Origin of the sequence: Streptomyces sp. NPDC057877 (genome assembly GCF_042796855.1) — a bacterium.
GTDB lineage: Bacteria > Actinomycetota > Actinomycetes > Streptomycetales > Streptomycetaceae > Streptomyces.
Genome location: NZ_JBHVMS010000010.1, coordinates 183020 through 200550, shown reverse-complemented (window position 1 = coordinate 200550; position 17531 = coordinate 183020). Strand labels below are relative to the sequence as shown.

21 protein-coding genes and 1 pseudogene are annotated in these 17531 nt (G+C 71.7%); 10 read left to right on the top strand and 12 right to left on the bottom strand.

Features of this window, described 5'->3' with window-relative positions; all coding sequences use genetic code 11:
- Nucleotides 1-176: 176 nt before the first annotated feature.
- A complete protein-coding gene (locus tag ACFVQG_RS29685) occupies nucleotides 177-935 on the top strand; it encodes a hypothetical protein (protein WP_383389204.1) in 759 nt (252 codons plus the stop codon).
- 155 nt (nucleotides 936-1090) lie between these two features.
- Here the strand turns inward: ACFVQG_RS29685 and ACFVQG_RS29680 are convergent, their stop codons facing one another.
- Complete coding sequence (locus tag ACFVQG_RS29680; RefSeq protein WP_383389202.1) at nucleotides 1091-1642, bottom strand: TerD family protein; 552 nt, start codon at nucleotides 1640-1642, stop codon at nucleotides 1091-1093.
- Nucleotides 1643-2104: 462 nt separating this feature from the next.
- On the opposite strand from ACFVQG_RS29680, the gene ACFVQG_RS29675 reads away from it, so the two are divergent.
- Nucleotides 2105-2710, top strand: a complete 606-nt coding sequence (locus ACFVQG_RS29675; RefSeq protein ID WP_383389200.1) for a lytic polysaccharide monooxygenase — start codon at nucleotides 2105-2107, stop codon at nucleotides 2708-2710.
- A gap of 179 nt (nucleotides 2711-2889) precedes the next feature.
- On the opposite strand, the gene ACFVQG_RS29670 is transcribed toward ACFVQG_RS29675, so the two are convergent.
- The 5 genes from ACFVQG_RS29670 to ACFVQG_RS29650 all read right to left on the bottom strand — a co-directional run bounded on the left by ACFVQG_RS29670 (nucleotide 2890) and on the right by ACFVQG_RS29650 (nucleotide 6792).
- Nucleotides 2890-3237 carry a MerR family transcriptional regulator gene (locus tag ACFVQG_RS29670; RefSeq protein WP_383389198.1) on the bottom strand — a complete coding sequence of 116 codons (348 nt, stop codon included), beginning with the start codon at nucleotides 3235-3237 and terminating at the stop codon, nucleotides 2890-2892.
- Nucleotides 3238-3266: 29 nt separating this feature from the next.
- Nucleotides 3267-4205, bottom strand: coding sequence for an aldo/keto reductase (locus tag ACFVQG_RS29665; protein ID WP_383389196.1), 939 nt, complete (start codon nucleotides 4203-4205; stop codon nucleotides 3267-3269).
- A 367-nt stretch (nucleotides 4206-4572) separates the two neighbouring features.
- Nucleotides 4573-4785, bottom strand: a complete 213-nt coding sequence (locus tag ACFVQG_RS29660) for a DUF4287 domain-containing protein (protein WP_383389194.1) — start codon at nucleotides 4783-4785, stop codon at nucleotides 4573-4575.
- 61 nt (nucleotides 4786-4846) lie between these two features.
- Nucleotides 4847-5419: a dihydrofolate reductase family protein gene (locus ACFVQG_RS29655; RefSeq protein ID WP_383389193.1), complete on the bottom strand. Its 573-nt coding sequence runs from the start codon at nucleotides 5417-5419 to the stop codon at nucleotides 4847-4849.
- Between the two features lie 488 nt (nucleotides 5420-5907).
- The gene (locus tag ACFVQG_RS29650) at nucleotides 5908-6792 is read right to left on the bottom strand and encodes an NAD(P)H-binding protein (RefSeq protein WP_383389191.1); all 885 of its coding nucleotides are present in this window, start codon (nucleotides 6790-6792) and stop codon (nucleotides 5908-5910) included.
- Nucleotides 6793-6855: 63 nt separating this feature from the next.
- Here ACFVQG_RS29650 and ACFVQG_RS29645 point away from each other — a divergent pair, with 63 nt between their 5' ends.
- Nucleotides 6856-7452, top strand: coding sequence for a TetR/AcrR family transcriptional regulator (locus tag ACFVQG_RS29645; protein ID WP_383389189.1), 597 nt, complete (start codon nucleotides 6856-6858; stop codon nucleotides 7450-7452).
- A gap of 155 nt (nucleotides 7453-7607) precedes the next feature.
- Here ACFVQG_RS29645 and ACFVQG_RS29640 read toward each other — a convergent pair whose 3' ends face one another.
- Together ACFVQG_RS29640 and ACFVQG_RS29635 are read right to left on the bottom strand one after the other, a co-directional pair.
- The gene (locus ACFVQG_RS29640) at nucleotides 7608-8252 is read right to left on the bottom strand and encodes a dihydrofolate reductase family protein (protein ID WP_383389187.1); all 645 of its coding nucleotides are present in this window, start codon (nucleotides 8250-8252) and stop codon (nucleotides 7608-7610) included.
- Between the two features lie 271 nt (nucleotides 8253-8523).
- Complete coding sequence (locus ACFVQG_RS29635) at nucleotides 8524-8871, bottom strand: hypothetical protein (RefSeq protein ID WP_383389184.1); 348 nt, start codon at nucleotides 8869-8871, stop codon at nucleotides 8524-8526.
- A 296-nt stretch (nucleotides 8872-9167) separates the two neighbouring features.
- Here ACFVQG_RS29635 and ACFVQG_RS29630 point away from each other — a divergent pair, with 296 nt between their 5' ends.
- Nucleotides 9168-10115, top strand: coding sequence for a GAF and ANTAR domain-containing protein (locus ACFVQG_RS29630; RefSeq protein WP_383389183.1), 948 nt, complete (start codon nucleotides 9168-9170; stop codon nucleotides 10113-10115).
- 190 nt (nucleotides 10116-10305) lie between these two features.
- On the opposite strand, the gene ACFVQG_RS29625 is transcribed toward ACFVQG_RS29630, so the two are convergent.
- Nucleotides 10306-10470, bottom strand: a complete 165-nt coding sequence (locus tag ACFVQG_RS29625) for a hypothetical protein (RefSeq protein WP_383389181.1) — start codon at nucleotides 10468-10470, stop codon at nucleotides 10306-10308.
- Between the two features lie 161 nt (nucleotides 10471-10631).
- Here ACFVQG_RS29625 and ACFVQG_RS29620 point away from each other — a divergent pair, with 161 nt between their 5' ends.
- On the top strand, nucleotides 10632-10802 hold the full coding sequence (locus tag ACFVQG_RS29620) for a winged helix-turn-helix domain-containing protein (protein ID WP_383389180.1): 171 nt from the start codon (nucleotides 10632-10634) through the stop codon (nucleotides 10800-10802).
- On the opposite strand, the gene ACFVQG_RS29615 is transcribed toward ACFVQG_RS29620, so the two are convergent.
- Nucleotides 10775-11005 (bottom strand): hypothetical protein, encoded by a 231-nt coding sequence (locus tag ACFVQG_RS29615; RefSeq protein ID WP_383389178.1) that lies wholly within the window; start codon nucleotides 11003-11005, stop codon nucleotides 10775-10777. The two genes, ACFVQG_RS29620 and ACFVQG_RS29615, sit on opposite strands and share 28 nt — an antisense overlap.
- A gap of 460 nt (nucleotides 11006-11465) precedes the next feature.
- Between ACFVQG_RS29615 and ACFVQG_RS29610 the strand changes: the two are divergent.
- Both ACFVQG_RS29610 and ACFVQG_RS29605 read left to right on the top strand, forming a co-directional pair.
- Nucleotides 11466-12202: pseudogene (locus ACFVQG_RS29610) on the top strand (sensor histidine kinase); the annotation flags it as partial.
- A gap of 162 nt (nucleotides 12203-12364) precedes the next feature.
- A complete protein-coding gene (locus ACFVQG_RS29605; RefSeq protein ID WP_383389434.1) occupies nucleotides 12365-12859 on the top strand; it encodes a MarR family winged helix-turn-helix transcriptional regulator in 495 nt (164 codons plus the stop codon).
- Between the two features lies 1 nt (nucleotide 12860).
- Here the strand turns inward: ACFVQG_RS29605 and ACFVQG_RS29600 are convergent, their stop codons facing one another.
- Nucleotides 12861-13610, bottom strand: coding sequence for a DUF899 domain-containing protein (locus tag ACFVQG_RS29600; RefSeq protein WP_383389177.1), 750 nt, complete (start codon nucleotides 13608-13610; stop codon nucleotides 12861-12863).
- 297 nt (nucleotides 13611-13907) lie between these two features.
- Between ACFVQG_RS29600 and ACFVQG_RS29595 the strand changes: the two genes are divergently transcribed.
- Genes ACFVQG_RS29595 through ACFVQG_RS29585 form a run of 3 tightly spaced genes read left to right on the top strand, consistent with a single transcriptional unit; the run spans nucleotide 13908 to nucleotide 16557 of the window.
- The gene (locus tag ACFVQG_RS29595) at nucleotides 13908-15104 is read left to right on the top strand and encodes a macrolide family glycosyltransferase (RefSeq protein WP_383389175.1); all 1197 of its coding nucleotides are present in this window, start codon (nucleotides 13908-13910) and stop codon (nucleotides 15102-15104) included.
- Nucleotides 15104-15592 (top strand): hypothetical protein, encoded by a 489-nt coding sequence (locus tag ACFVQG_RS29590; RefSeq protein ID WP_383389173.1) that lies wholly within the window; start codon nucleotides 15104-15106, stop codon nucleotides 15590-15592. The genes ACFVQG_RS29595 and ACFVQG_RS29590 overlap by 1 nt, the downstream gene beginning before the upstream one ends.
- Nucleotides 15589-16557: a hypothetical protein gene (locus ACFVQG_RS29585; protein WP_383389171.1), complete on the top strand. Its 969-nt coding sequence runs from the start codon at nucleotides 15589-15591 to the stop codon at nucleotides 16555-16557. The genes ACFVQG_RS29590 and ACFVQG_RS29585 overlap by 4 nt, the downstream gene beginning before the upstream one ends.
- Here ACFVQG_RS29585 and ACFVQG_RS29580 read toward each other — a convergent pair.
- A complete protein-coding gene (locus tag ACFVQG_RS29580; protein ID WP_383389170.1) occupies nucleotides 16523-17383 on the bottom strand; it encodes an SDR family oxidoreductase in 861 nt (286 codons plus the stop codon). The two genes, ACFVQG_RS29585 and ACFVQG_RS29580, sit on opposite strands and share 35 nt — an antisense overlap.
- Nucleotides 17384-17531 lie beyond the last annotated feature (148 nt).

Sequence of the window (17531 nt, the reverse complement as noted above, 5' to 3'; positions counted from 1 at the left end):
CTTGTCCCGTTTGCTTCCCTGATGTCGGGATCCTTGCGCTGGTGACCTGCCGGGACATGCCTGTCCCGGGATGCGGGCGGCCGGTTGAAGCAGCAGCGCCATGGCATCTGCCCGCACGTGCCGCGCCTCGACCGCATAGAGTCGGCGAGGTTCGAGCAGGGGAGGGGAACCCGCACGTGAAGCATTACTTCGCCAACTGCGCCGCTGTCGCGCTGCTGTGCGCCGCCACCGTGGTCATTACCGGTTGCAGCCCCGACAGCGCCGCGACCGGGGCGCAGGGCACCGCGTCGGTGACCGGGACGGAGCACCCCTTCGACACCATGACGCCCGAGCAGATCACCGCCCAGGCGGGGGAAGCCCTCAAGGGCACGTCGAGCCTGCGCCTTACTGGCAGGACCAACAGCGAGGGCCGACAAGTAGAGGTCGACCTGGCCATGGACGTCCACGGCTCCTGCAACGGCATGGTGGGCAACTCTCTGGGCACCATGCGCATCATCAAGAAAGGTGCCCTCGTCTACGTCAAGGCTGAGGAGGACTACTGGCGGGCCACCTTCAGCCGTGGGATGACGGCCGAGCAGACCGAGGAGTACGTCGCCCTGTTCAAGGGCCGTTGGGTCAAGCCGCCCACCATGATGTCGAAGACCGTTGGGCGCATATGCGACGGTCTCGACGTCCTGCTCGGGAAACTGAGCCCCGCATCCGCCGGGAACCCCACCCGCGAAGCCGATGCCACCATGGGCGGCCGGGCGGTCGCCGTGCTTGCCGAGGAGACCGCTACCGCCTACATCGCCAAGGAGGGCAGGCCCTACCTCCTGAGGGTCACGGTCGAGGGCGGCAACGAGCCTATGGACCTCACCCTCACCGACCACAACAAGCCCGTCGACACCACCCCGCCGCCGCCCCACCAGATCCTCGACCCCACCAAGCTCCGCTGATCTCGCGCGGGCCGCAGCCATGCCAGGCGGACGGCTGCACCAGCGCCGCCTCTGGCTGGCTTTCAGGCACCATGGCCAGTAGTTGATCTCCGGTCCAGGCTGGGGGCGTCGGCGTCGTCGCCGCCGTTGCCGTCGCGGCGACGATTCCGGCCCCGTCACCCCCGCCGACGCGAGCTGCCCATCTCCGCCGCGAACAGTTGCGGGTCGCTGTCGAAGCCCCGGACCATCTCGTGCAGTTCCCAGGCTCCCGACGCGCCCCGGGTGAACTCGGCGATCGTCGCGGCCGTGGCGTCGGGGACCCCCGTGAAGTCGTCCGCCAGCAACTGCCCGTACCCCTCGACCACGACCACCCCGGCGTTGACGATGTCACCGAACGTGCGGAGGCCGCCGTCCTGGTGGACGGCCACGCCGACCACCACCCGCCCGTAGGACGACGACAGCCGGTCGAACTCCAGGCTCATCGCCTCGACGAACCCGAGGCCCATGCCCGTCCGGCTGTGCCGACTCATGTTGATGGTGCCGTCCGGTGACCTGCTGTCGTAGTGGACGACGTAGGCGGGGGGACCGTAGGGGTCGTCCACCGTGTAGGTCGCGGCGATGATGTCGAGGTGCCGGGGCGGCTCCCCGGGCGGACTCGGATCCCACCGCAGCCTGACCTCGACCTTGCCCAGCCCTTCGCTCACGCCACTCACCCTGCCGCTCCCCATCAGGCCATGGCGGGCCGTTCCCCGCCTTGCTCAGTATGCCCTCTGACCAGCTTGTTTTGATGTCTCGCCGACGTGCTTCGCCCTGCCGGTCGGGGAATGGCCACCAGGCCCGGGAGGTGCTGTACTCGCCCACCGCGCCCGACGATGTCGTGCCGGTCCGGAACGAGGCGACCGGGAGATGCCCGATCCAGGTCGATGCGAACCCGCACGCCAGTCCTGGCCGCGTCCGCGCTTTCCGGTCCCGGGAACGGTTCTGCCTCCCGGCTCACGGCAGATTCCCTGCTCGCCGCCCGCCTCCGTAAGCAAGTTTGTTTGTTTCATTGACATTTCACTCAGGAGCCCTACATTGGGAGCGCTCCCATCAGCCTTGCCACTGGAAGGAGTTCCCCCCACATGCGCAACCAGAGTCCGTTAACCGCGCGTTCGCGGTCGTCTCTCCGTCGGCCTCTCCAGACGCTCGTCATGCTGTTCGCCGTGGTCGTCGGCGCACTGGCCTGGTCGACCCCCGCCCAGGCTCACGGCACCATCGTCGGCCCCGCCACCCGCGCGTACCAGTGCTGGAAGACGTGGGGCAACAACCACACGAACCCGGCCATGCAGACCGAAGACCCCATGTGCTGGCAGGCCTTCCAGGCCAACCCCGACACCATGTGGAACTGGATGAGCGCTCTCCGCGACGGTCTCGGTGGCCAGTTCCAGGCGCGGACCCCCGACGGGACGCTCTGCAGCAACAACCTCTCGAGGAACGCCAGCCTCGACAGGCCCGGGGCCTGGAAGACCACGACCGTCGGCAACAACTTCTCGGTCCACCTGTACGACCAGGCATCCCACGGTGCCGACTACTTCAGGGTCTACGTGAGCAAGCAGGGCTTCAACCCCAAGACGCAGACCCTGGGCTGGGGCAACCTCGACTTCATCACGCAGACCGGCCGATTCGCCCCGGCGCAGGACATCACGTTCCCCGTCCAGACCTCCGGCTACACCGGACACCACATCGTGTTCGTGATCTGGCAGGCCTCGCACCTCGACCAGGCCTACATGTGGTGCAGCGACGTGAACTTCGGCTGAGCCGAGGAGCGTCGCACACGGCACCGGCCTCGGCCGGGCGACGGTAACCCGCCGCCCGGCCGACCGGACCCCGTCGGGGCAGGGGACCCATGTGGTCACCCTGCGCCGACGGGGTCTTCTGCGCTCCTAGCGCTGTGACCGGATGCCGTTGCCGGGCCGCGCTCGCGTCGGCCCCCGGCTCAGCTGTAGTAAGCGATCTTCTCGTCCAGGACCCCCATCGCCCGGTGCAACGCCGCGACTTGTTGTTCCAAGGCCGTACGCCGCTCGCGGAGGTAGGCGACCCGGTCCTGCGCGGGGTGCTCGGTGCGCAGCATGGCGACGAATCCGCGCAGGTCCGCGATGCCGAGACCGGCCTCCCGGAAGCACGTGACCAGGCCGATCCAGAAGAGGTCGTCCTCGGTGTACTGGCGGCGCCCGCCGGTGGTCCGCCGGATGGGGCCGATGAGCCCCTCACGCTCGTAGTAGCGCAGCGTGTCGATGGAGACGCCGGTGCGGTCGGCGGCAGCGGCCGGGGTGTGGGTGGTCATGGAACTCCTGGGAAGGGTCGGTGGGGCCGCTACCGCGCCGCGGCGAAGCGCGCCAAGTGCTCGTCGTCGAGCCGCACCTCGCGTGCGGCGAGTGCCTCCTCGATCTGCTCCACCCGGCTCACGCCGACGATCGGATCGATGCCCTGCCGCGTCAGCCAGGCCAGCACCACCTGGTTCCGGGTGGCGGACAGTTCCTCGGCGACCTCCTCCAGGACCGCGAGCACGCGCGCGGTCCCGGGGTGATCATAGGTATCCGGCAACGGCTTGTCCGTTCGCACGTACGACCCCCACATCAACGAGCTGTACGACCATACGGTGAGCCCCTCCGACCGTGCGAGGTCCAGGTCCTCGGCGGCGAGCATCCGGTGACCGGCCTCCGCGAGCGGCGTGAGCGGGCGCGGCTGGACGAGCGAGTGGCGCAACTGGAGCGCGGAGAACGGCTCCACGCCCTGCTCCCGCGCCAGCGACCGGGCCCGCTCGACGCGCCAGGCGGCATGGTTGGCCGCCCCGACCCGCAGGACCACTCCCTTGGTCACCAGCTCACCGAAGGCACCGACTGACTCCGCCAGCGGTACGGCGCGGTCCTCGGCGTGGGCCCAGAGGAGGTCCACGTGATCGACGCCGAGCCGCTCCAGGCTCCCCTCCACGCCGTTGCGGACGGCGGGCGCCGACAGGCCTTCGGCGCTCTCGGGCCAGGAGTGCGGCACCAGCGGGTTGTGCCGGACCTTGGTCGCGATCCGCACCCGGTCGCGCATGCCCGGCCGGGCCCGCAGCCACGCGCCGATGACGCGCTCGCTGGCGCCGCCGACGCCACCGGGGTCGGTCCAGAAGGAGTAGCAGTTCGCGGTGTCGAGCCAGACACCGCCACCGGCGACGAAGTCGTCGAGGATCGCGAAGGCACTCTCGGGTGCGACACGGGTGCCGAAGTCCATGGTCCCGAGAACGATGCGGGGATCGGTGGTGTTCATGCCCTTCATGCTCGGATCTGGAGCGCGCTCCAGGTCAAGGGCCGTGATCACCCTACTTCCCGCCCCGTTCGCCGCCCTGCCGTGTGCGCCTCTGCCAGTCTGTTCACCGCTCGGAGGGCGTGGGTGGCCACCAGCGCCGCCGGGTGCCGGGTGCCGGGTGCCCGGTGCCGGTGAGGAGTTCAGTCACAGCGACCTGTGCCAAGGCCGCCGCCCTGCTACGCCTCAGCGGCAAGGAGGCAGGTCGTCAGGCATGCCGGTGACCGTACCGGCGTGGGTGCGCTCCGCGGCCGTAGGGCTTCGATGAGCCCAGCCCAGGGGACCGACGGTCCCGCGACCCGGGCGGGGCCCCACGGATCCTCCCCCCGGGTCAGTTCCCTTTCCCCTCGGCGAGCGTGTGGGCGACGAGGGCGTTGGCGTGGCCATGACCCAGTCCGTGCTCGGACTTGAGCCAGGTGACCAGTTCCATGTGCTGGGTCAGGGGCGAGGTGCGGATGAGGTCCTTCCACTCCTCGATCGGACGGCCGTACTTCTTCTCGATCGAGGGGAAGTAGCTGGCGGGGCCCTTCGCGGGTGCGGTCATGTGCGATGTCCTGCCTCTCTTGTTCTGGTGATCTCGGCTGTGCGCTCCCAGCGGGCCCGCGTCAGCGGACGACGTCGAAGACGTTCTTCTGCAGACCGTTGGCGTAGGCCTCGTGCTCGACGAGCCTCAGCTTCTGGGAGTCCTTGTCCGTGGAGCTGAAGAGTCGCTTGCCCGCGCCGAGCAGCAGCGGGAAGACGAGCAGGTGGTAACGGTCGATCAGGCCCGCGTCCGAGAGGGCCTGGTTCAGCGTGGCGCTGCCGTGGACGATGATCGGGCCGCCCTCGGTCTCCTTCAGCGCGGCCACCTCGTCGAGCGAACGCAGGATCGTGGTCTCGCCCCAGTTCGACACCAGCTGGTCGTCGGTGAGCGTGGTGGAGACGACGTACTTCGGCATCAGCTTGTAGTCGGCGAAGTCCTCCATGTCCGGCCACACCGCGCTGAATGCCTCGTAGCTGGTCCGGCCCAACAGCATGGCCGTGGCTTCCTTCTGCTCCCGGCCCTTGATCTCGAACGCCTCGGGGAGGAACTCGACGTTCTTGAAGGTCCATCCGGAGTTCCGGTACCCCGGCTCACCGCCCGGGGCCTCCACGACGCCGTCGAGCGAGATGAACGCGGTGCTGATCAGGGTGCGCATGGGGGTTGTCCTCCGGTGTCGTCATCGTTTCACCGGGTCAGACCGAGCCCTCCGGCGAAACTCATCGCTGTCGAACGGAGATTCTCCGGAAAACGCGACGCGCTCGGAAAAGCGCGACGCGCTCGGAGCGCTTCGGCGAGAAGGCGCGGTCAGCGGTGCGGACGGCAGGCACTGAGGAAGGATCCGAGGATCTCTCCAAAATTCGCCAATTAGCGTGAATGCCAGCTTTTATCCGTGTGTCAACATGCGGACCGGGGAGCCGCCTCGTACCGGGCCGGTGCCGGGGAGCGCTCGGCGGTGGGCTCGTCGCGGCGGTCTCCGTGACCGCACCGGCAGTGCCGCGGCAGTTGGTGATCTCCCTCGGGTACGGTCGCCGCAGCCGTATGTACGGAGGACGTGCCTCCCCGCTCTCCCGCAGGGCGGACGTCCCCGTGCTGCTCGGCCCCATCGACCGCGCCCTGGCCCGGGGCGCGGTCGATGGGGCCGGGTCAGGGTCCCTCGGTGAACGCGGTGGCGTGGTCGACGGCCCATTGGCGGAACGTCCGTGGCGCGGTCCCGAGGACGTCGGCCACCGCGGTGGTGACGTATGCGCGCCGTCCGGCCGCCGCGCTCCACGCGGCGAGCAGCATGTCGGCGACCGACCTGGGCGCCGTACCCTCCCACAGGCTTCGGAACTCCTCCGGAGTCATCTCCTCCAGGGTGATCCGGCGCCCCAGAACGTCACCGATGACGTCCACTTGCGCGGCCTGGGTGAGCGCCGCGGGGCCCGTGAGGACGTAGTCGCCACCCGCGTGTCCGTCGTGCAAGAGGGTCCGGGCCGCGACGGCCGCCACGTCGCGGTCGTCGACCGGTGCCGACTCGGCCGTCAGGCAGGGCCACCGGACGGCGTCCCCGGCCCGGATCGCGGGAGCCCACCAGGCCAGCGCGTTCGACGCGAACATTCCTGGCCGGATGATCGTCGACTCCAGCCCGGTGGCGGCGATGTGCCGCTCGATGTCGGCGTGCAGCGCCGCCAGGGGATTCGGTTGCTGGAAGAAGGGGTGTGGCGTCTGGTGCGGGGAGGAGAGGAGGACAACTCGCCGCACATGGGCGGCCAACCGCTCGACGACGGCCTTGGCGGTTCGGGGCGGGGCGGTCCAGACGAGGAAGACGGCACCGGCGCCCTTCAGCGCCGGGTCCAGCGACTCGGGCACGGTGAGGTCACCGGTGCGGACCTCGACGCCCGCGGGCAGCGTCACCGCGGCCTCGGGGCGACGGACGAGGGCGCGGACCGGCACGCCCGCGTCGAGGAGTTGGCCGATGACGGCGCGGCCGATCCGTCCGGTCGCGCCGGTGACGAGTACAGGTGAGGAGAGACAGTCCGTTCGATGCACACCGTCGATAAAAACGTTACTCGGTTAAAAAAGCAACCCGGTTGCAACTGTTACGGTGGTCGGGTGAGCGAGTCGACGGGGCTGCGGGCCCGCAAGAGGGAACGGACGCGCGACGCCATCGGGGACGCGGCCGTCTCGCTGTTCCTGGCGCGGGGCTTCGACAGCGTCTCGGTCAACGACATCGCCGTGGCGGCCGAGGTCTCCAAGCCGACCCTGTTCCGGTACTTCCCCACCAAGGAAGACCTGGTGCTGCACCGGTTCGCGGACCACCAGGGCGAGGCGGCCCGGGTCGTACGTGACCGCGGGTCCGGCGTTGAGCCGGTGACGGCGCTGCACCGGCACTTCCGGGCGGGTCTCGACCGCCATGACCCCGTCACCGGCCTCAATGACCACCCCGAGGTGGTGGCGTTCCACCGTCTGGTGTTCACCACTCCGAGTCTGGCCGCACGGCTCACCCGCTACCAGATGGAGGACGAGGAGGCGCTTGCGGACGCCCTCGGGGAAGGGCTCCGGGCGCGCCTCCTGGCCGCCCAGGTCCTCGTGGTCCAGCGGGTGCTCGCCCGGACCAACTGGCGGAAGATCGCCGACGGCCGCACCGCCGAGGACGTCCACCCGGAGGCCGTGGCCGACGCCGACCAGGCGTTCCACGCCCTGCGGTGACGCCCGCGCGGCGCCCGCCGCCCCGGTTCCGAGCCCCGTGCCATGCAGTACGGAGGCAGCGTCAGCGCCCTGCCGCGGCGCCCCGCCCCGCCCGTCCGCACTGCCGGGACACGTTCGCTCCACCGTCCCCGGGGCCCTTCGCGGGCGCCCTCGCGTCACCGCCGCCAGAACAGGTGGTGGCGCACGCCGCTCGGGCTGGGCACGACCTCCAGGTGGAACCGGTCCAGCAGTTCGTCGGGGGAATCCCAGAGTCGCAGTCCCGATCCGAGCCTCACCGGCGAGACCGCCACGTGCAGGGTGTCGACGAGGTCGGCATCGAGGAACTGCCGGATGGTGGTGACCCCGCCGCCGAGTCGGACGTCCCTGCCCCGCGCCGCCTCCCGGGCCCGTGCCAGCACGGTGGCCGGGTCGTCGTCCACGAAGTGGAACGTGGTGTCGGAGAGCGTGAACGACGGGCGCTGGTGATGGGTCATGACGAACACCGGCGTGCGGAACGGCGGCTCCTCGCCCCACCAGCCGCGCCACTCGTGATCCTGCCAGGGCCCCCGCTGGGGCCCGAACTTGTTGCGGCCCATGATCTCGGCACCGATGTTGCGCGCGAAGTCCCGCGTGAAGTAGTCGTCCAGGCCCCGGCTCCCTCCGGCATCCGTCCGCATGGGCCAGCTCGCCGTGGCTCCGGCCCAGGCGAACAGCCCCTCGGGATGGTCGTGGCCGAGTGGCCGCTCGAGACTCTGGTGCTCACCGGCACCGATCCCGTCCTCCGAGAGGCAGAAGTTCATCACTCTCAGCAGTTGATCCATGTGTCTTCCTCGTCAGGTCCCGTAGCTGTGTCGTGGGGCGAAGCGCCGCACATCAGTACGTCGAACGGGACGCGGCCGGATCGACACCGGGCCGCCACCTCTTCCGCGTCGCGCGCGAGCGACTGCCCGGTGGCGGCCTGCCGTTCCACGAGATCCGCCGGGTCAGCCCCGACCGAAGAACCGGGACGCGTCGTACGGGCCGCAAAGGGAGCCGTGGCCCTGGCCGACGGTGCCGCACTCGTCGATCCCGGCACCTGGGTCGACGGGCGCCTCACGACCCATGCCGCTGATCGGCGTACTTGCGCCAGCCGGTGGTCACGTCCAGGTTTTGCGCGGCGCCGCCGCAGCCGTGGAAGAGGACCACGACGGGGGCGCCGGACCGCGCTTGCTGCGGGACGTGAGCGAACATCTTCAGGTTGCCCGGGTCGCTGCCGAAGTCGGTGACCTCGTGGCAGCCGGTCTGTGCGGCGCGTGACGGCGCGGCGGCGCCGAGGGCCGCGGCCAGCAGGGCGATGACCACCGCGAGGACGGCGCTCGTCCTGAGCACGGTGGTGTGGGCGGTGCCGGTGCCTGGTGCCCGAGAGCGGGGCGGGGTGCCTGCCGTGGTGTCCAAGGTCATGGCCCGCGGGACGGGCGACCGCCCCGGTCGCGGCACCGGCAAGATGACCGGTCGAGCGGTCCGCGCTCCCGGCGATCCTGCCCCGTTCCCTGCCGCTGGTTGCGCGGCCTCCCCGTCCCCTGAGCGTCCTGGGCGGCGGGCCGGGGCATGTCCGCAGTGCGGGCGGAGAGCAGGGTAGGGCGGGGTCGCGGCTATGGTCGGGGATGGAGCACTTGGGAAGTAGGTGCTGCCCGCGGTGCGCCTCGTGGTGCCCGCGGTCCGCCTCACGCCCGCTGTTCTGCATGGGAGTTCCCTACATGGCCCAGCCTTCCGACCGCTCGGAAGAGACGTCCGCGCCGACCCCGCGGATCACACCGACCTCCTCGGCCTCCTCGACCCCGTCGGCCCGGCCCGCCGCGCCGGACGCCCTGTCCGCATCCTCCCCGCCGTCCGCACCGGCCCTGGCCTCCCGCGTGGTGCTCCCTTCACCCGAGGAACTGGGCGCGCGCAACCGGCGGCTGGCGCGCGAGAGGGTGTCGCGTGCGGAGGGACTGCTGGTCAAGCGGTACGGCCTGGCCAGTGCCGCGGAGGGGTTCGAGCTGTTGAAGACGGTGTCGCAGCGGTCCAACGTCAAACTCCACACCCTGGCGGACGCCGTCCTGCGCACGCCCGCACCGGACCGGGACGCCCAGGTGTGGTTCCCCGGACGGCGGCGCCACGACCCGCCCCGGCTGCCGGGCCTGCAGCTGGACCCCGGTTCCCGCAGCAGCCAGGGAGCCGTCCTGAAGGCGGTGCTGCACAGGGTGCTGTCGATCACGCAGACCCCGATGGGCAATGTGCAGCTCATGGACGGCGATCGGCTGCACCTGACCCGCCACACGGGCTTGAACACGTACTTCACCGAGTTCTTCGCCTTCGTCGACGCTCCCACCACCGCCTGCTCCCAGGCGGCGGCCGAACGGCGGCAGGTCACCGTACGGGACGTGGCCAGCGCGGACGTGTTCGACGAGGCGTCCCGCCACGCGATCCTCCAGACGGGCAGCCGCGCCGCCCACAGCGTCCCGCTCACCAGCGGCCGGGGCACGGTGCTGGGCATGGTCTCCTCCCACCACGAACGCCCCCTGGCCGGATTCACCGCCGCCCAGCTCCAGGCACTGCGACAGACCGGAACCGACGTCGGCCGGTGGCTGTCCTGGCACGCGCACACCGTCGTCCTGGACGCCCTGGAACACCTCCACGCCACCGCCACCCGCCCGGCGCACTGACCACCCCCTCGCGTCGAAGGCATGTACGTACGCCCCCCATCCCGTGCATCCGCGAAGACCAGCCATGCCAGGGCGCGGACGCCGACCGACAACTGCGGTGACCATCCGGTGCCGCCGATCGCGGCGCCCATGAGGGCGACCCCGACGGTGGCGCCGGTCGGGCGGACGCGGTTGGGCAGGATCGAGCCCGTCAGTCGGACTGGCGCCAGTCCATGTCGGCGTACCGCGCCTCGACGCCTTCCTCGGCCGCATGACCCTGGTCCCGGGCGTACCGGCGCTGCTCGGCGGCGGGGCAGGGTGGCTGCCGGGCGACTGGACAAGTGGCCGCCCCGACCCGGATGTTGAAGACGCCCACGTGGAGCAGGACCGTCCCGTCGTCTCCCGAGGCGCACCTGACCACGAGCGAGCAGGACGTCTCCGCATGAACACCACGGACACGGTCCTCGTCGTCGAGGACGACGCCAGCATCCGCGAACTGCTGGACTCCGCCCTGCGCTTCGCCGGGTTCGACACGTGATGACCCGCTCCCAGATCCTGGAGGCGGTCTGGCACTACGACTTCGGCGGTGACTCCGTCGTCGTGGAGCGCTTCGTGTCCAACCTGCGCCGCAAGCTCGACCACGGCCGCGATCCCCTCATCCGCACCGTCCGGGGCATCGGCTACAGCCTGCGCCGCCCCACCGCATGAACCGTCCCCGCCTCGCCGCGCTGCGCCCCCGTCGGCCGGTCACCCTCCGCGCCCGGATCCTGACCGGCGTACTGGTACTGCTGGCCGTCGGCCTCATCGGCAACTCCGTCGCCAGCGCCGTCACCCTGCGCTCCTATCTGGAGCACCGGGCGGAGAACGCGCTCCGGGACGCCGGTGACCGCGTCCACCGGTCGCTCACCCACGGTCCGCGGACGGTCAGCGGCAACCAGACGGCCGCGCTGGTCGCGCCGGTCCTGGGCATCACCGTCATCGGTCCGGACGGTGAGGTCGCCGAACAGGCGGGTGACGGGGTGCCGGAGGCGATCAACGGCCTGACCGCCGACCGGCTCGACCAGATCGTCACCTTCGAGGACGACCCGTCCGTACCCGACCTGATCGCACGCCGGATCCCCACCAGCGGACTGACCGTCACCACGGCACAGGGGGACGTGCGGACCTCCGCCATCATTCTCACCGTACGGACCGACGCCGACCGGGTGACCGTCGCGGAGTTCATCTCCCGTCAGGCGGGCAGCGTCGGCGTCACCCTCCTGCTGGCCCTCGTCACCGCGCTGCTGATCCTGGAGTTCGGTCTGCGGCCGTTGAAACGGATGGCCGACGCCGCCGGGGCGATCGCCTCCGGCGGTGCGGCCGTTGAAACAGATGGCCGCCGCCGGGGCGATCGCCTCCGGCGCGCGCGAGGAACGCCTGCCCGTCTACGGCCGACGCAGCGAGACCGACCGACTCGCCCTCGCGGTCGACGACGCCTTCGACGCCCAGGTCCGCGCGGAGGACAACATCCGCAACTTCGCGGCCGACGCCTCGCACGAACTGCGCACCCCGCTGGCGGCCATCTCCGGCTGGCTCGACCTCTGCCACCAGGGCGGTCTGTCCGACCCCGCCGCCCTCACCCGGGCACTGGAACGCGTCGACGGGGAGGTGGGCCGGATGCGGCTGCTCGTCGAGGACCTCTCCCTGCTCGCGCGCCTGGACGCGGGCCGCCCCCTGGAGTCCGGCCGCGTCGAACTGCGCGGACTCGCCACGGACGCCGTCCAGGACGCCCGCGTCGTCGCCCCCGGCCGCACCATCCGACTGCACGCCCCCGCGCCGGTCCATGTCCTGGGCGACGGGCCCCGCCTCCAGCAGATCCTCAACAACCTGATCGGCAACGCCATCCAGCACACCCCGGCCGGTGTCCCCGTCGACGTCGAGGTCCTCACGGAGGAGCCCGGCGCCCGCGCCGTGATCCGGGTCACCGATGCCGGACCCGGTATCGCACCGGAGGACCTGCCCGCGTCTTCGACCGCTTCTGGCGCGCCACCGCCAGCCGAGGCCGGGTCCGCGGCGGCGCGGGCCTCGGCCTGCCGATCGTCCGGGCGGTGGTCCACGCGCACCACGGAACCGTGGAGATCACGTCGCCGCCGGGTGGCGGAACCACGGTCACCCGTCACCCTCCACGCGGCCACGAAGACGGGCTGACGCTCACCCTCACCCTCGCCGCGGCCGCACTTCGTATCGATCGATACCGTATCGATCGACTGGGTGGTTGGTACTGTGGACGGATGACCGCGGACCCCCCTCGCGAAACTCCTGAGACCACCGCCCCGTTGGCGACCGACCGCCCCGGGGACACCTCCCCGTTCGCCCTCGGCCTGCTGCTGCGCCGGGCCCACTGGCGCGCCGCCGCGGTGATGACGGAGGCGCTCCGGCCGCTCGGCATCGAGCTGCGGCACTTCGCCGTGCTGATCGTGCTCGTCGACCGCGGACCCACGGTGCAGCGGGACTTGGCGGAGGCGGCGGGGTCGGACAAGGCCGGGATCATGCGGGTCGTGGACGACCTGGAGCACAAGGGGCTGGCCGTACGCAAGGGCGTGCCGGGGGACCGCCGGGTGCGGGCGGTGGAGATCACGCCCCAGGGCATGGACCTGTTCAACGCCGCTCATGCGGCGGCTGCGGCGCACGCCGAACGTCTGGTCGCCGATCTCCGGCCGGGCGAGCCCGAGCAGTTGGTGGATCTGCTGACCCGGGTCGCCCATCCCGTGGGCGGGGACGCCTAGGTCAGTGGTGGTGCCCCTGTCGACCCAGGGTCTGCACGGGGGCCGCGCCGGGGCGGGTCCACTGGGGTACGGGGCGGCTGGTCGGCCCCCAGGTGGCGTTGCCGTCCGCGTCCGAACGCCATGACCAGCACGCGTCGCCTCCCCTGGGCCAGCCCTCAGGGTTCTCCTCCCACGCCTCGCCACGGCCGTAGGGCGTCATGTCGAGCAGCCCGAGGGACCCGTTGACCCGCTCGTTGCCACGGCCCGTCGTGGAGTACGTGAGGAACACCCGGTCGCCGTCACGCAGGAAGCAGGTGAGGTACCCCATCTCCCCACCGACCGGCGCGTCCACGTCACGGACCGAGTACCAGGGCTGGGTGTAGCCCATGAACTCGACGTACGGGGCCACCTCCTCCCATCGGCCCGTGGTCAGGATTGCGAACGAGACGCCGCGGGCGTTGAGGTAGACGGCGTCCTTCAGGTGCCAGGCCGTGGTGGTGCAGCCCTCGCACTGTCCCTGGTGCGGCGCGCCGTCGTACCACATGTGCTGGTAGACCACGAGTTCGTCGCGGCCCTGGAACAGGTCAAGGAACGGCACCGGCCCGTCGGGTCCGACGACCTCGACCGTCCCGTCCAACTCCACCATCGGCAGCCGACGGCGGGCCGCGGCGAGCGCGTCGCCCTCACGGGTGTGGGCCTTCTCGCGGACCAGCAGCTCGTCGCGGGCGGCCTGCCAGGTGGCCAGGTCGACGACGTCCGGCTTGGTGGTCATGGTGTCCTCCGTGGATCTCGTACGGGCAGCGTCGTACGACAGACTCCGGCCCCGGCCGGAACTCATCGCGGCAGGGAGGGCCACGGCTTCCGGCGGACGCTCGGTAGTCTTATTCGAGAAAGTATCGAGTGATACTATTAGGGGAAGGGAGGCGGTCATGGCCCAGTGGATTCGGCGCGTCCTCGCACGTCTCAGGGGCGGTTTCACCCGGAGGGTCGGACGGCTCGCGGCGCGAATCGGGCTCCCTCCCGGAGCTGGCTGACCCCCGTATCAGAAGCTGCAGAGAAAGCCCCCCCCGTGAGTACCATCGCGTTCCTCAACATCGCCATGCACGGCCGCGTCAACCCGACGCTGCCGATCGTGGCCGAGCTGGTCCGGCGCGGTCACGCCGTCACGTACCACACCTCGCCCGCCTTCCGCGCGGAGATCGAGGCCACGGGGGCGACGGTGTGCCTCTATCCCGGCGGCGACCAGCCGCTGCCCGATCCGCCGACGCCGGTCACGCTGCTGGAAGGGCTGGCGAGCACTGCCGTCCGTCTGCTTCCCCCGGTGCTCGCCGATCTGCGCCGGATACCGCCGCAGTTGATCGTGCACGACAACGCCTGCCTGTGGGGCGCGGTCGCCGCCCGCGCACTCGGTGTGCCCGCCGCGTCGTCGTTCACCACCTTCGCCTTCAACCGGCGGGTGCCCAGCCCTACCCGCGCCTCGGCGGACCTGCTGGCTCAGGCGGCCGGTCGGCCGAGCGGTCTGCGGGGCTACCTGCGCGCCCGCCGGGAGCTGCGCCGCCGCTTCGGCGCGTCGGGGCTGCCGCCGCTCGACGTGGGCAACATCCGCCAGCCGCTCAATCTGGTCTACACCTCGCGGGCGTTCCAGCCCGCCGTCGAGGAGTTCGACCGGTCCTACCGGTTCGTCGGCCCCAGCATCGGCGCCCGCCCCGCCGACCCGTCGTTCCCGGCCGAGCGGTTGCGGGACCCGGTGCTGTACGCCTCGCTGGGCACGGTGTTCAACGCCGACCCGCGGCTGCTGCGCACCTTCGCCACCGCCCTCGCCCCGCTGGGCGGCACCGTGATCATCTCCACCGGCCAGACTGACCCCAGCGCACTGGGACCGCTGCCGGGCAATGTGTTCGCTCGCCGGTTCGTCCCGCAGCCGGACGTGCTGGCCCGCGCGGCGCTGTTCGTCACCCACGGCGGCATGAACAGCGTCAACGAGGCCCTGTACGCCGGAGTTCCGATGCTGGTGGTCCCGCAGGGCGCCGACCAGCCGATGGTGGCCCGCCGTGTCGTGGAACTGGGCGCCGGTCTGTCGGTCCGTGGCGAGGACGCCACCGGGGCCTCCGTGCGGGCCCTCGCCGGGCGCCTGCTGCGGGAGCCTGGGTTCCGGGGCGCCGCGCACACCCTGAAGGCGGCCCAGCACGAGGCGGGCGGGTATCGGCGGGCCGCCGACGAACTCGAGTGGTACGCGCACATGGCCCGGCGCGGCGGGGGCGCGTGATGTCACCCGTCGTCGTGCTCCTGCTGGTCCTCGCCGGAGTGTCGGAGGCCGCCGGGCGCATCCTGCCGCTGGCGGTGCGCCGCCCCGGCATGTCGCGGACCTTGGTGGCCGGGTTGCTGCTGGCCGCCGGTCTGGTCGAGGCCGCGGTGTTCGCGCTGTGGCCGCTGACCGCGTGGACCCTGGCCGAGCTGGTGCTGTCCTCACCATCGCCGGGCCCGGGACCGGAGTGGACACCGGCCTTGGTCGTCCCGCTGCTCCTCGCCGCCGTCCTCGCGTTCCCGCTGCTCGGGCCCTTCCTCCACCTGCTCCTCTTCGTCGGCGTCGGGGCCGGTCTGGCTGACCCGCTCGCCGCCGCGACCGGGCTGGGCTGGTGGGGCGCCGTCGGCTGCGTGGCCGTAGCCGGGGCCGGGCTCGGGGTCGCCGTGGAGGGCGTCAGACGACTGGTCGTACGGATCAGCGCGGCCGAGGCACGGGAGTCCCTCGTATGAACGGTGTCCTGCTCTGGGTCTACGCGATCGGCGCCGCCCTGCTCGCCGAGGCGCTGCTCGCGCGGTACGAGGTGCTGGCCTACGGCGCGCGCTGGCGGGCGCCCGTCACCGTCCTCCCGGAGGGCGTGCCCCACGCCCGCGGCGCGGCGCCCGACAGCCCCCCGGCCGCCTACGTGGTCTACCTGGACGGCATCGGCAAGCGCCGCGTCCGCGACAGCCGGGACGGCGGTCAGCTGGTGAAGGCCCTGCTCGCCGGGGCGCCGGAGCTTCGGGTACTGGGCCAGGTGCAGCCCTACTCCCCGCTGGCCGACCCGCTCGCCGATCGGCGCGTGTGGGCGTGGCTGCGCCACCGTCACGCCGGGCTGCTGCTGTTCCTGCACAACGTCATGCAGATCTTCGTCGCCGCCGACCATCGGTACCGGCCCCTGTACAACCGGGCCGTCGGCTCCCAGATCGCCACACAGCTCAGGCTCGCCGGGTACCGGCCCGGCAGCGGTGTCCCGGTCGTGCTGCTCAGCTACAGCGGCGGCGCCCAGGTCGCCACCGGCGCGGTCGGCGCACTGCACACCCAGCTCGGCTCCCCGCTCCTGCTGATCACGCTCGGCGGGTTCCACAACGGCGCCAACGACCTCACCCGCGCCGACCACCTGTACCGGCTCACCAGCGCGAGCGACCGGATCGAGCGGGTCGGCGCCTGGATCTTCCCGCAGCGCTGGCGGCTGTTCCGCGGCAGCGCGTGGAACCGGGCGGACCGGGCCGGAACGATCACCGTGCACCGGCTCGACCCGGCCACCCACGTCGGCCCGCGCAGCTACCTCAGCCGGACGGCCCGGCTGCCCGACGGCCGCAGCCACCTCGACCGCACCGCCGAGACCGTGATCGGGCTCATCCGCACCCACCCCGGCCCGGCCCCACGCCCCGGCGCCGCGGTCAGGCGGCGGGGAAGTCCGTCGCCGCCGCGCTGACCGCCGCGGCCTCGACGTCCGCCCGCAGCGCCGCGACCTTGGCGGTGGCGTAGGAGTGGGCGTCCGAGCCGAGCAGTTGGCGTAGCGGGCCCTCGCCGGACCGGACCCGGTCGATGATCGCCGCGGCCCCCTTGGCCGGGTCGCCGAGCTGGCCGCCCTGGAGCTCGAGGTGGTGGGCGATCATGTCGCGGATGGCGGGGTAGTGCGGGGTCGTGGCGGCGGGGAGGGCGAGGGAGTCCCGGGTGAGGAAGTCGGTGCGGAAGTAGCCGGGCTCGACGAGGGTGACCCCCACACCGAAGTCCGCCATCTCGGCCGCGAGCGCCTCGGTCAGCCCCTCCAGGGCGAACTTCCCGGCGCAGTACAGCGCCCAGCCCGGGACGGCGGTCAGGCCCAGGATCGACGACACGTTGACGACGTGTCCGCCGCGCTGCTCACGGAGGACGGGCAGCGTGGCGCGCAGTACGTTCCATACGCCGACGACCTGGACGTCGAGCATGTCGCGGACCTCGCGGTCGCCGGTCTCCTCCACGGCGGCCAGGAAGCCGTAGCCCGCGTTGTTGACGACGGCGTCCAGCCCGCCGAAGCGCTCGGTCGCCGCCCGCACCGCCTGCCGTACGGCCGTCTCGTCCCGCAGGTCGACGGTGAGGGGGAGAAGGCGCGCACGGTCGACGTCGTCGCCGAGCGCCGCGAGCAGCCGGTCGGCCGAGCGCGTGGTCGCGGCGACGTCGTCGCCACGCTCCAGCAACTGCCTGACCAGCTCCAGGCCCAGACCGCGGGAGGTGCCGGTGACGAACCAGGTCGTGGGTCGGTCGGTCGGGAAGGTCATGATCGTCCTCAACTCGGTGGAAGGGGGAGGCCGTCCGGGGGTCCCCGGGGCCGGTGACCTCCAGCGTGGTTCACGGTCGCGGGCCATGGGCGCCCATCCCGCGCCCTGCGCGACCGCGGACGGGGCAACCTAGGACTGACAGGGCCAG

Excerpts from the sequence above, each read along its gene's own strand:
- ACFVQG_RS29680 (WP_383389202.1), bottom strand. The coding sequence starts at position 1,642 with ATGGGGAGCGGCAGGGTGAGTGGCGTGAGCGAAGGGCTGGGCAAGGTC.
- ACFVQG_RS29675 (WP_383389200.1), top strand. The coding sequence starts at position 2,105 with ATGCTGTTCGCCGTGGTCGTCGGCGCACTGGCCTGGTCGACCCCCGCC.
- ACFVQG_RS29670 (WP_383389198.1), bottom strand. The coding sequence starts at position 3,237 with ATGACCACCCACACCCCGGCCGCTGCCGCCGACCGCACCGGCGTCTCC.
- ACFVQG_RS29665 (WP_383389196.1), bottom strand. The coding sequence starts at position 4,205 with ATGAACACCACCGATCCCCGCATCGTTCTCGGGACCATGGACTTCGGC.
- ACFVQG_RS29660 (WP_383389194.1), bottom strand. The coding sequence starts at position 4,785 with ATGACCGCACCCGCGAAGGGCCCCGCCAGCTACTTCCCCTCGATCGAG.
- ACFVQG_RS29655 (WP_383389193.1), bottom strand. The coding sequence starts at position 5,419 with ATGCGCACCCTGATCAGCACCGCGTTCATCTCGCTCGACGGCGTCGTG.
- ACFVQG_RS29640 (WP_383389187.1), bottom strand. The coding sequence starts at position 8,252 with ATGGATCAACTGCTGAGAGTGATGAACTTCTGCCTCTCGGAGGACGGG.
- ACFVQG_RS29635 (WP_383389184.1), bottom strand. The coding sequence starts at position 8,871 with ATGACCTTGGACACCACGGCAGGCACCCCGCCCCGCTCTCGGGCACCA.
- ACFVQG_RS29630 (WP_383389183.1), top strand. The coding sequence starts at position 9,168 with ATGGCCCAGCCTTCCGACCGCTCGGAAGAGACGTCCGCGCCGACCCCG.
- ACFVQG_RS29620 (WP_383389180.1), top strand. The coding sequence starts at position 10,632 with ATGACCCGCTCCCAGATCCTGGAGGCGGTCTGGCACTACGACTTCGGC.
- ACFVQG_RS29605 (WP_383389434.1), top strand. The coding sequence starts at position 12,365 with ATGACCGCGGACCCCCCTCGCGAAACTCCTGAGACCACCGCCCCGTTG.
- ACFVQG_RS29600 (WP_383389177.1), bottom strand. The coding sequence starts at position 13,610 with ATGACCACCAAGCCGGACGTCGTCGACCTGGCCACCTGGCAGGCCGCC.
- ACFVQG_RS29590 (WP_383389173.1), top strand. The coding sequence starts at position 15,104 with ATGTCACCCGTCGTCGTGCTCCTGCTGGTCCTCGCCGGAGTGTCGGAG.
- ACFVQG_RS29585 (WP_383389171.1), top strand. The coding sequence starts at position 15,589 with ATGAACGGTGTCCTGCTCTGGGTCTACGCGATCGGCGCCGCCCTGCTC.
- ACFVQG_RS29580 (WP_383389170.1), bottom strand. The coding sequence starts at position 17,383 with ATGACCTTCCCGACCGACCGACCCACGACCTGGTTCGTCACCGGCACC.